Here is an 11361-nt window from a genome sequence, read left to right on the forward strand (position 1 = left end):
TGCGCGAGCCGAAAATCCACTTTGCAACGTGTTCTTCTTTGCAAAGTTAGTTAAGGCCGTGCCCGCGGAAAGCGAAGTAATTAATCAGAGCATTGCCAATATACATCTAACATTTCAAAATAACTACTTGGCTTAACGCAGTCATTGCACTGAATTTATACTTTCTTAACTTATAAAAAGGGAGCCACACTTGTGCTCCCTTTGGATGTTATTCCTATTCCTTTATCCATTGATTGACTAAATCTTGATTTTCTTCGACCCATTTCCTAGCACCATCAATCGGTTCATCAGCGTCCTTGACATAGGTCATTAATTCCCCAATGGAATCATCATCCATTTTCCAATCTTTCATCCACTTACTAACTTTTGGAAAATCTTCTGCAAATCCTTGACGAGCTGCATGATGAATCTTTTCTACGCCACCATAAACCTCTTTGGGGTCTTCCAGGTATTTTAAATCATACTGTGAGAAGACACGATGCGGACTCCAAAGCGGTGCAACAATTGGTTCTTCATTCTTAATAGCTTCTGCAATTTCCGTTATCATAGCTGGTTCAGAACTTGGCAATAATTCATAATCAAGATCGTATTCTTTAATTAAATCCTCTGTTACTTCCATCGTACCTGCCCCTGGATCAAACCCGGTAATTTCACCTTCAAACATGTCTGCATGTTTATTTAGATCCTCTATACTATTCATGTTTTCTAAGTATTTTGGGACAACAAGACCAACTTTTGCGTTATCATACCAAGTTTCTTCTGAAAAGAAAACCTCATCTTTATACTCTTGCAGATAGGCCTGATCCTGAACTGGTAGCCATACCTCTAGATTAATATCCAATTCATCCTCTGCCAATGCTTTCATAATTGTACCCATATCAAGCAATTTCAAATTAACTTCATAGCCCTGATCTTCCAAAATAACTTTCCACATATTGGTTACAGCGATATTTTCAGCCCAATTGATCTGTGCCATTTCAATGGTACCTTTATTCTCAGTTCCATCCTCTTTGGCATCTCCGGAACCTTTTTTATCTGACTCTGCACTTTCTCCACATGCTGCTAATACAACGACGAATGCTAATCCTATTAGTAGAAGTTTACTTTTAATGAAACGCATAAATTGTCTAATCCTCTCCCATCACGTATTCTTATCGTCTGGATCTTTTGGTAAAAACTCATATATCTCTTCTGATCGTATGCTTGCTACCAACCGTTCAAGCCAGCGGTAATATATTTTTGACTGATCAAGCAGCTCATAAATTTTACGTGCTTCATCAACTAGCTCTGCTGATACATTTTCATCTTCAAAAATTTGATCTAATTCAAATTCAGCCTGTTTAATTGCCTCCATGTTCATTTTTGCCTCTCGGTCCCATAATTGACAAAAATAAGACATAAACGAATGGAAGAAATTCTTTTCGGCCGCATACGTATGTTTACGAGATCCACGTTGAAATTTCTTTTTAACCATCTCATTTTCTTGTAGCTTTCTTACACTTGTGCTCATACTTGGCTTACTCATCCCAAGTTCCTCTCGCATTTCATCGAGATTCATTTGATCCTTAAAATACATCGTTGCATAAAGCTTTCCTGCAGCTGGTGTTACACCATAAACATCCATCGTTTCGGCGATAGTTTCAATGACATATCCCTTTGCCTCTTCCAGCTTCTCCCTAGCCATGTCATCATTTGAAGCCGCCATTCCGTCACCTCCTATTTTTTAAAAAATTTAATACGTTAAGAATTTATTTTACAAACTTAATGGTAACGTATCCTCGAAATATGTCAAATAATAATAAGAAAAGTTTAGTGTATTTTTAATTAAACCCATACATTAAAAAGAAAACCGCTTACTACTATTTTCTATAACCAAATTATCATATTAACAATTATACGTATTCACTTTGACAACAATAAAGCAACATGTTACATTAGTTTTGTTCAAAACGTTAAATAAATATTTAACAAACTTAACGATAGAGGAGGTTTTCCCTTTGGACTGCAAACGAAATTATATTGATGGTGAATGGGTAGCATCAAAAACAAATGCTACTCGAGACATTATTAATCCTTTTAATCAAGAAGTCATTGCTACAGTTACGGAAAGTGATGAAGTTGACACACAGACAGCCATTAAAGCTGCAAGAAAGGCATTTGATTCTGGGGAATGGGCAACAACACCAGCAACAGAAAGAGGGCACATTGTTAGGACCATTGCTCAATTCATTGAAAGAGATAAAGAGGAATTAGCTAAGCTAGAATCACTTGACACTGGAAAAACAGTTGAAGAAAGTCGTGGAGATATGGAGGATATTGCTGGTGTCTTTCACTATTATGCTGAACTAGCAGATAAAAATGGCGGAGAAATTATTGACTCGCCAATTCCAAATACGATAAGTAAGGTCGTACATGAACCTGTTGGTGTATGCGGACAAATCACACCTTGGAATTATCCGCTCTTACAAGCATCCTGGAAGCTTGCTCCTGCATTAGTAGCAGGCAATACACTTATTATGAAACCAAGTGAGATTACACCACTAACTACCGTTAAGGTGTTTGAATTAATGGAGGAAGCAGGTGTTCCAGCTGGAGTCGTTAATTTAGTACTTGGACCAGGACATTCCGTAGGTGCTGAACTTTCTGCTAATAAAGAAGTTGATCTTATTTCCTTTACTGGAGGTATTGCAACTGGTAAGAAAATTATGCAAGCAGCAAGTTCCAACGTGAAAAATTTAGCACTTGAACTTGGCGGAAAAAACCCAAATATCGTTTTTGCAGATGCTGATTTTGATACAGCGGTAGATCAAGCACTAAATGCAGTCTATTTTCACGCAGGACAAATTTGCTCTGCCGGAACAAGATTAATCGTTGAGGAAAGCGTTCATGATGCGTTTATTGAGAAACTTGTTACACGAGTTATGGACATTAAGCTAGGTAACGGTTTTGATGAGGCAACACAAATGGGACCGCTAATTTCTGAGGAGCATTTAAATAAAGTTATTGATTATGTGGAAACTGGTAAACAGGAGGGAGCTACCGTTGCGGTTGGCGGAGATCGCCCAAGTGACCCTCAATTACAAAAAGGTTTCTTTTATCTTCCTACCGTACTCACAAATTGTACAACGGATATGAAGGTAGTTCAAAACGAAGGTTTTGGTCCTGTTATTACCGTAGAAACATTCCAATCAGAAGAAGAAGCTATTCATCTAGCCAATGATTCAATTTACGGTCTGTCTGGTGGCGTATGGACAAATGATATTGCTAAGGCGGAGCGTTGCGTAGCAAAGATGCGCATGGGAACGGTTTGGATTAATGAATACAATCTATATTTTCCGCATGCACCTTGGGGCGGATTTAAACAATCTGGAATTGGCCGAGAACTTGGCAGAGCTGGATTAGAAGAATATCAAGAAACGAAGCATATCTTTCAAAACTTAAAACCAGAAGCAATAAATTGGTTCTAAATATAAAATTTCAATCTTAGGAGGAATCGTCGATGAGTTTAAATATGAAAGTTGAACATATGCATAAATTCCATACATTTGAAATCCCAACAGCGATCAAGCATGGGATCGGAGCAATTAAACATATTGGTGAAGAAGTTAAAAACCTTGGTGTTACCAAAGTTCTTCTCGTAACTGATCCTGGTATCTATAAAGCAGGGGTAACTGAACCTGTTGAGAAACATCTAAAAGAGGCTGGAATTGAGGTTGTTGTCTTTAATAAAGTAGAGCCGAATCCTCCTGTACGTTTAATCGCTGAAGGGTCTAAGGTATTTACAGAAGAATCATGTAATGGACTCGTAGCCGTAGGTGGCGGTAGTTCAATGGATACAGCAAAAGGAATTGGTGTTGAAGCAACACACGATGGTAGTGTACTAGATTACGAAGCTGCCGAAGGTAAGAAACCTTTAGAAAATCGTATTCCGCCATTAACTACCATTCCAACAACTGCAGGTACAGGTTCAGAAGTTACACAATGGGCTGTTATAACAGATGAAGAACGTGAATTTAAGTTTAATACAGGTGGCCCATTAATTGCGGCACATTTAACCATTCTTGATCCTGAATTACATGTGTCCATGCCCCCACATGTAACAGCTATGACAGGTATTGACGCACTTGCTCATGCAATCGAGTGCTATACGATGCATTTTGCACAGCCGGTAACAGATGCAGTTGCACTATTGGCAATAGAGTACGTAGGTAAATATATTCGTCGGGCATACGCTGATGGTGGTGACATTGAGGCACGCTACGGGATGGCACAAGCTGCCATGCTTGCTGGACTTTCATATGGAAGTGAATCAGCTGGAGCAGCACATGCTATGTCTCAAACATTAGGCGGTATTATTCCCGTTGCCCATGGACAATGTGTGGCTACGATGATGGGACCCGTGATGGAATATAATTGGAAAGGACATCCTGACAAATTTGCACGTATCGCACAAGCACTAGGTGCAAACACATTCGATATGACAACTGAAGAAGCAGCAAAAGCAGCAGTCAATGAAGTTTATCGTTTAGCAGAAGACTTAGATATTCCTAGTTTAGAAGAGCAAGGTGTTTCACCTGATATGATCGAGCGTTTATCAAAAGAGGCCATGAAGGATCCACAAACAGTAGGAAATCCACGTGATCTCACCGAAAAAGACTATCAGTGGATTTATAAGCGTTGTTTCGGATTAGTGGCAAAAACCGTATAATCCAAAGCAAAATTGCATGGACCCCGTAGTTAAGAAACTAGATAAAAGAGACTGAGACAAAAGAATGAAGAAACAATATAAAACGAACAATAATTAATTAAAATTAATTATTGTTCGTTTTTTGATTAGAATAATAAATTTAGCACCTGAAATAAGCGAGACTCCAGCGGGAACAGCACAAGTACGAAGATCCACTTGGTAGCGTGTTTTTCTTTACCAAGTTAGCGGAGGCCGTGCCCGCGTAAAGGACGTATATTTTCACGGTGCAGCGATGACACTCCTATTGCTAACATGATTATTCGTATTTTGAGTAAAGAAGTGTGTTTTATCCCAGCCTTTTTCATTTCCCTTTTTTATCATCATGTGAAAATACCAACGTATTATGAGATAAACATCAACTTATACAGCGAACTTAAAACATACTCTCTCAGCTATTTTACATTGAATTTACAGTGGTTTTATATTGTGTTATTAAATTTTTATTATCATAACTATATAAAGCAAAGTTTATTTTCCAGCTAGTAAAATAATTAGTGATAGGAGGAATGTTATCATGAAATCGAAGAGCAATTTTTGGGTAATTTTGGCAGCCCTTACGTTAGGACTAACAGTTTCATTTTCTAGTGCACAAGCTTTCTCGGAATCTTCAAGTTTAGTAAACAACAATCGTAAACCAGAACTTGTTTTTCCTGTAATAAGTGATGTGCATATTGACAATAGTTCAACAATAGATGATGAGAAATTTAAAGCAGCGATGAACCAACTAAACAAAGTTGCCCCTGATCAGGATGCTTTTGTTGTGGTAGGGGATTTGACTGATTACGGATATGAAACAGAGTATGATAAATTTTTCTCTATTTATAATGAAAAGAAACAAGATGGCGTCAATTCCTTGTTTACAATGGGTAATCACGATTATTGGAATGGTCTATCTATTAAGGATGCACAAACTCGCTTCTTGGAAAAAACAGCAATGGAATCGATCTATTATCACAAAAAAGTAAATGGCTATCATTTTATTGCGTTAAGTCCTGAAGACAGCACCACTCATGGTTTGTATACGGTTGATCAAATTAACTGGCTGAAAAAACAATTGGAGGCAGCAGAAAAGGACAACCCGGGAGAACCGATTTTTGTGTTCCTACATCAACATATTAAAGACACAGTTTACGGAAGTGATTTGTGGGGTACCCAAGAAAATAAAGAACTTCTATATGATACATTGAAGGAATACCCCCAAGTAATTACATTCTCTGGACATTCTCATTACCCACTTGAAGATCCTAGAACGATTCATCAAAAAGATTTTACATCTGTCGGTACCTCTTCCGTCAGCTATTTGGAATTGGAACCAGGGAAACTTCAAGGGTTTCATCCACAAGGATATCGAGATATTAGCCAAGGTATGGTTGTAGAGGTTTATAATAATGAAGTCGTGATTAAGAAACGTGATTTCCATAAAGATAATTGGGTAGGAGATCCTTGGGTGATAAAATACCCAGCTAAGAAAAATAAATTCAACTATACAGAAGACCGTGACCATATAAATCCGGTATTTCCAACAAAAGCCGATGCATCAATCATAGAAGAAAAATCAACATTAAGAAGTTTAACTATTGAATTTCCACAGGCAACTGATAACTTGCTAGTACATTCATATCAAATTAAGGCCAAAAATTTAAAATCAGGAGAATATGATGCAGATTTCAAAGCGTTTTCCAATTTCTATTATGATCCTATACCTAAGAAATTAGAATTCCCAATAAACGGTCTTCAACCAGGTACTACGTATGAAATTGAGATACAAGCACTGGACTCATTTGGAAACACAAGTAAAACAAAATTAAAAACTGAAGGAACTACAAAAGCTTTAGAGATGGTATCAACACAAGCTTCTCCTACTCTAGTAACGAATGGTGAATCAACATCCATTCAAGTAAAGATGAAAAACTATGGCAGCAAAGGTGTAAACGGAAAAATTAAGATTGATGCACCTACTGACTGGACATTGGTAAATCATGAAATCGCTTATGAGCTTACAGGTTATGAAGAAAAGACGTTGAATGTTAAAGCTACCCCATCTGAAGCAATTTCAGGTGCATCTGAATTCACAGTTACAGCTTATGAAGGTGAACAAAAAATCGGATCAAAAGATGTCCAAGTTCTAGTAAACATGATGCTGGGACAAAATTTTGATTATTTACAGTCTTCATTAAAACCTGCAGTTAATGAAGATATCCCTGACTCAATTCTAGGTTGGACTAGCGAAACTCCAAATGGGTGGACGATTACCAATAGCTCCCATATGCCTGCTGGGACAATAGAATGGCAAGGGTGGAGCTTTACTACAAAAGATTTTTGGACAAAAGCTGATACACAAGAACGTGAAGATTTTGATCTTGGACAAGGTGTTATTGCCGTTGCTGACCCAGATGAGTGGGATGATAATGGTTCACCAGCATCTACCGGATACTTTGATAGTACATTAACGTCACCTTCTATAAAAGTTAAAGGTGATCAAAACCTATCATTAGGATTTGCCTCTCATTATAAACAAGAAGGAATACAAACAGCTGAAGTAACAGCAGTTTTTGATAATGGTGAAAAACAGCAAGTACTTATTTATGACAACAAAAGCACTTCTGACAATGGGAACAGCCATGTTTTAAATAAGTATGAAGTTAAATCAATTAACGTTCCTGAAGAAGCTTCTTCAATGAAACTGAAATGGAGAATGTATAATGCGAAAAATAATTGGTTCTGGGCGATTGATGATATTAGACTTGATGATCAAATCATTGTGCCGCCAAATTAAAATCTAAAATCAAGTAGGAGGGGATGGCTAGTCCCCGAACTTTACACCACCATCATACTTACCGATAGGTACACGGTTGATTCAAATGATACGATTTCGGTTCCGTGTCCTAGTAGACAGGGACAGAGGTGCACGATAATCAGTTCTATGATGCTTGCGATTGATGACAGCATCTCTGTCCTAATCATAGGCCTACTCTTTCGATAACATCTAACTTACTTAATCCTTTTGCACTTTGTTTTAATTCCTCAGAGTCCATGGATGAATGTTTCTTCATTGATTACAAAGAAAGACAGCCTGGATATCGGTAATCTTTTTCTAAATAAATAGGAATAGTGGTTGGCTATTATCACACCCTCTTCTTGCAAGAGTACTTATTATGAAGTAAGGATACTTCTGAAAGACTACTAAATTAGTTGGTTTTACGATTATCATCATCTTTAATAATCGCGTACATACATATATCCCGATGTTTTCCTTTTATAAACAATCGTTTTTTCAATATACCTTCTAATTTTAATCCACATTTCTCTAATACTTTTTGGGAGCCAATATTTTCTACGAAACTCCTTGCCTGGATTCGCTGTAACTTCATGGTTGTAAAACCATATTTAATCACCTCCTGACAAGCTTCGGTAACAATCCCCTTCCCCCAATGCGTATTTGTTAGGACAAAGGCCAATTCTGCCGTATCATTTTCTTGTTCCCAAAAAACGTATTCAATCATGCCAATCAACTTTTTATAAGGTTTTAACTCTATCCCCCACGGAGCTAATTGATTATTATCATATTGATCCAATACAAAATTGATAAATAGCTTTGTCTGTTCGTGTGATTGATGTGTATCAAATGGAAGATACTGCGTGACTACATCTAATGATGTAAAGGCATGAATTGCGGAAAGATCTGTGGCCATTATTTTCCTAAGAATGAGTCTTGGCGTTTCTAATATCGGTTGTTCCAGATCAATTTCCCTATCATTCAATTGCGCCATATCAACCCCCCTTTTTTTTCCACCGTCAATGACCTTTAATCTAAGGAACCTTATATCTAACATCTTTAAAGCAAATGACCTATTCTATGCTATTTTCGAATAAGGTTGATCTATAACCTATTTACCACTAAAAAATATAGATACATTAGTTAAGATAATATATTGAATTATATGTCTATTTATTTTTTTATGAATAATGATATACTATATACATTTGCAAAATGAAGGGGGTTATCATTCATGAAAAACAAGTATATTTTCCAATCCGAACGACTAGGCTTTAGAAGGTGGCAGGAATCAGACAAAGATTTATTTTCAGCCATGAATGCTGATCCTATAGTTATGAAGTACTTCCCTAAACCATTAACGAAAGAACGATCAGATTGGTTAATAGATAAATTTGAACAGGATTTAGCTGGAAAAGGATATGGTATTTGGGCAGTTGATCGCTTAAAAGATCATCAATTTATCGGTTTTATTGGACTGGCTGACATAGATATGCCTGATGTTACGTCGTCTTCCATCGAGATTGCATGGCGATTAGATAAACAGTTTTGGAAAAAAGGGTATGCAGTTGAGGGTGCTAAGACTTGTTTAGATTATGCTTTTCAGACGTTGCGCATGGATGAAATCTGTGCTTTTACCTCCACGATAAATAAGCCCTCTGAAAAAGTGATGGAGCGTATTGGAATGCAAAGGATTAAAACATTTGGACATCCTAAATTAGAGATTGATAGTCCACTGAAGCAACACGTTTTGTATCAGATTCGTTATGATTACTCCTCCATCTCAGAGCATTGTGCATATATAACAAAAGCGCAAGCGCCCGATTAGAAACGCAGTAACTGGAGCGAGTCAACGGAGATAAAGGAAGCACGGTGGGCTTGCGAGCCGATGATGACTTAGATTAGGGCGATTCGTGAAGTCGCCTAGTTTCTGGGCGCTTGCGCTCTGGACGCGGCTCAATACGACCATTTTTATCTACATGAGCAAATTTTAAAATTTCCTAGAATATAATAAAAACCAGAAAAGGATACAATCTATCACCATTCCGGTTTCTGCCTGCTCTTATCTAAAGCATACTAAGCTGATAGGGGAGACTTGCCTTTACTGAATTCCCGGCATCCCTTAAGTTTACCAGGTAAACCTTATGGTTATGCGTAAAAGAATCAGCAAAATAGTCCCCTGAATGATTAAATTCGGAATAATAATGCGTTACACATAAAGGAGTTCCTTCCCCATTACAAAACACCTCAAATGTGCCACGAGAAGTTTTAATTAACTGCTGATCCCACCCACTCATTAATTTATCTCCTTCCCTAGCTACATTTAAATCACTACATATAATCATTCAAACGCCAATCGATTTCCTTTCTGCCAATTTCTTTTAATAGATTATTTGCTCTAGAAAATGGCTTGCTACCAAAAAATCCTCGATATGCAGATAATGGACTAGGATGCGGGGATTTAATAATATAATGCTTATTTGTATCAATCAAAGCACGCTTTTTCTGGGCGGCCCCTCCCCATAATATATATATTACAGGCTCCTGCTTTTTGTTTAATGATTTAATAACTTCATCAGTAAATTGCTCCCATCCCATACCTTGATGAGAATGCGCCTCGCCTTGTCTAACCGTTAATACATTATTTAGTAATAATACACCTTGCTCCGCCCAGTTTACTAATGATCCGTGATCTGGTATTGGATGACCTAAATCAGTATGCAATTCCTTAAAGATATTCTTTAAGGAAGGTGGTATAGCAACTCCTTTATTTACAGAAAAGCTTAGTCCATGCGCTTGGTTCGGACCATGATACGGATCTTGCCCTAAAATAACTACTTTCACACTTTCAAAAGACGTATAATGAAGAGCGTTAAATATGTCGTTCATATCTGGATAGATTATTTTAGAAGCATATTCCTTTTTTAGAAATTCTCGAAGCTGTTGATAATAAGGCTTTGTAAATTCTTCCTGTAACAACACTTCCCAATCATTCTTTAAAATTTGTTTTTTCAATTCCAATCATTCCTTGTAAATTATATCGCTCCTATTATTCTATCATGTATGAACCGTATTTCGATACCATTCCTTTTGTCATTAAAAGTAACCTTTAGGTAACCTCCGCACAAAAAAGTGCATACTTCACAGTTGTTTTATGCTCCTTTAAAATAATTCATGTAATGAAAAAGAATAGAGGAAGAAAGGATGTGTGTGTTGATGAGTAAAAAAATTGCTGTACTAGTTACTAATATGGTTGAAGAGATTGAGCTAACTGACCCAGTACAACATTTCAAAGAAGCAAATCATTCCGTTGATTTGATCGAAGGAGAAGCTGGCAAAGAGATTACTGGTAAAAATGGTAAAACATTCACGATAGATAAAGGAATTGATGAAGTGAAGCCAGATGACTATGATGCACTTTTAGTACCTGGTGGATTTTCACCAGATTTATTGCGAATCGATGAGCGAAATGCCACGTTTGCCCGAAGCTTTATCGAAGCTAAAAAGCCAGTCTTCGCCATTTGCCATGGACCTCAGTTTCTAATCGATACGGACCTTTTAAAAGATGTAGACATCACTGGTTTTACGTCAATTCGTAAGGACCTGCTAAATGCTGGTGCAAACTTCAAGGATGAAGAAGTAGTAGTTGATCAGAACATCGTTACTAGCCGAACTCCCGATGACCTTCCAGCATTTAACCGTGAAGCATTAAAACTGCTTCATGCTTAATACTTCACTTATAGTTGCCGAGGAACTTTTCTCGGCAGTTATTTTTGTATAACTAAAGGAAAGAACCGTTACTTTCTTCGCTAACACACTATGGGTTCTTAGTTATTTA

At 37.3% G+C, this 11361-nt stretch carries 9 protein-coding genes and 1 pseudogene; 5 read left to right on the forward strand and 5 right to left on the reverse strand.

The genetic code is table 11. From position 1 onward, the window contains the following. Positions 1-214: 214 nt before the first annotated feature. Together JUJ52_RS21620 and cudC are read right to left on the reverse strand one after the other, a co-directional pair. Positions 215-1120, reverse strand: coding sequence for a glycine betaine ABC transporter substrate-binding protein (locus JUJ52_RS21620; RefSeq protein WP_026679731.1), 906 nt, complete (start codon positions 1118-1120; stop codon positions 215-217). Positions 1121-1141: 21 nt separating this feature from the next. Then, positions 1142-1705: a choline uptake/conversion transcriptional regulator CudC gene (cudC, locus tag JUJ52_RS21625; RefSeq protein WP_026679730.1), complete on the reverse strand. Its 564-nt coding sequence runs from the start codon at positions 1703-1705 to the stop codon at positions 1142-1144. Positions 1706-1997: 292 nt separating this feature from the next. Between cudC and betB the strand changes: the two genes are divergently transcribed. The 3 genes from betB to JUJ52_RS21640 all read left to right on the forward strand — a co-directional run bounded on the left by betB (position 1998) and on the right by JUJ52_RS21640 (position 7523). Next, positions 1998-3467 carry a betaine-aldehyde dehydrogenase gene (gene betB, locus JUJ52_RS21630; RefSeq protein ID WP_205389590.1) on the forward strand — a complete coding sequence of 490 codons (1470 nt, stop codon included), beginning with the start codon at positions 1998-2000 and terminating at the stop codon, positions 3465-3467. Positions 3468-3499: 32 nt separating this feature from the next. After that, a complete protein-coding gene (gene gbsB / locus JUJ52_RS21635) occupies positions 3500-4708 on the forward strand; it encodes a choline dehydrogenase (protein WP_026679728.1) in 1209 nt (402 codons plus the stop codon). 553 nt (positions 4709-5261) lie between these two features. Then, on the forward strand, positions 5262-7523 hold the full coding sequence (locus JUJ52_RS21640) for a metallophosphoesterase (RefSeq protein ID WP_205389589.1): 2262 nt from the start codon (positions 5262-5264) through the stop codon (positions 7521-7523). Positions 7524-7935: 412 nt separating this feature from the next. Here JUJ52_RS21640 and JUJ52_RS21645 read toward each other — a convergent pair whose 3' ends face one another. Continuing rightward, positions 7936-8517: a GNAT family N-acetyltransferase gene (locus JUJ52_RS21645; protein WP_051388227.1), complete on the reverse strand. Its 582-nt coding sequence runs from the start codon at positions 8515-8517 to the stop codon at positions 7936-7938. Between the two features lie 240 nt (positions 8518-8757). On the opposite strand from JUJ52_RS21645, the gene JUJ52_RS21650 reads away from it, so the two are divergent. Next, positions 8758-9351 carry a GNAT family N-acetyltransferase gene (locus tag JUJ52_RS21650; RefSeq protein ID WP_166530364.1) on the forward strand — a complete coding sequence of 198 codons (594 nt, stop codon included), beginning with the start codon at positions 8758-8760 and terminating at the stop codon, positions 9349-9351. A gap of 241 nt (positions 9352-9592) precedes the next feature. On the opposite strand, the pseudogene JUJ52_RS21655 reads toward JUJ52_RS21650, so the two are convergent. Further along, a pseudogene (locus JUJ52_RS21655) lies at positions 9593-9820 on the reverse strand (alpha/beta fold hydrolase); the annotation flags it as partial. A 34-nt stretch (positions 9821-9854) separates the two neighbouring features. Further along, the gene (locus tag JUJ52_RS21660; protein WP_166530366.1) at positions 9855-10538 is read right to left on the reverse strand and encodes a uracil-DNA glycosylase; all 684 of its coding nucleotides are present in this window, start codon (positions 10536-10538) and stop codon (positions 9855-9857) included. 201 nt (positions 10539-10739) lie between these two features. On the opposite strand from JUJ52_RS21660, the gene JUJ52_RS21665 reads away from it, so the two are divergent. Next, complete coding sequence (locus tag JUJ52_RS21665; protein ID WP_026679724.1) at positions 10740-11252, forward strand: type 1 glutamine amidotransferase domain-containing protein; 513 nt, start codon at positions 10740-10742, stop codon at positions 11250-11252. The last annotated feature ends 109 nt before the right edge of the window (positions 11253-11361 follow it).

Source organism: Virgibacillus sp. AGTR (assembly GCF_016919725.2).
Classification (GTDB): domain Bacteria; phylum Bacillota; class Bacilli; order Bacillales; family Amphibacillaceae; genus Virgibacillus; species Virgibacillus salarius.

Excerpts from the sequence above, each read along its gene's own strand:
- JUJ52_RS21620 (WP_026679731.1), bottom strand. The coding sequence starts at position 1,120 with ATGCGTTTCATTAAAAGTAAACTTCTACTAATAGGATTAGCATTCGTC.
- cudC (WP_026679730.1), bottom strand. The coding sequence starts at position 1,705 with ATGGCGGCTTCAAATGATGACATGGCTAGGGAGAAGCTGGAAGAGGCA.
- gbsB (WP_026679728.1), top strand. The coding sequence starts at position 3,500 with ATGAGTTTAAATATGAAAGTTGAACATATGCATAAATTCCATACATTT.
- JUJ52_RS21640 (WP_205389589.1), top strand. The coding sequence starts at position 5,262 with ATGAAATCGAAGAGCAATTTTTGGGTAATTTTGGCAGCCCTTACGTTA.
- JUJ52_RS21645 (WP_051388227.1), bottom strand. The coding sequence starts at position 8,517 with ATGGCGCAATTGAATGATAGGGAAATTGATCTGGAACAACCGATATTA.
- JUJ52_RS21650 (WP_166530364.1), top strand. The coding sequence starts at position 8,758 with ATGAAAAACAAGTATATTTTCCAATCCGAACGACTAGGCTTTAGAAGG.
- JUJ52_RS21665 (WP_026679724.1), top strand. The coding sequence starts at position 10,740 with ATGAGTAAAAAAATTGCTGTACTAGTTACTAATATGGTTGAAGAGATT.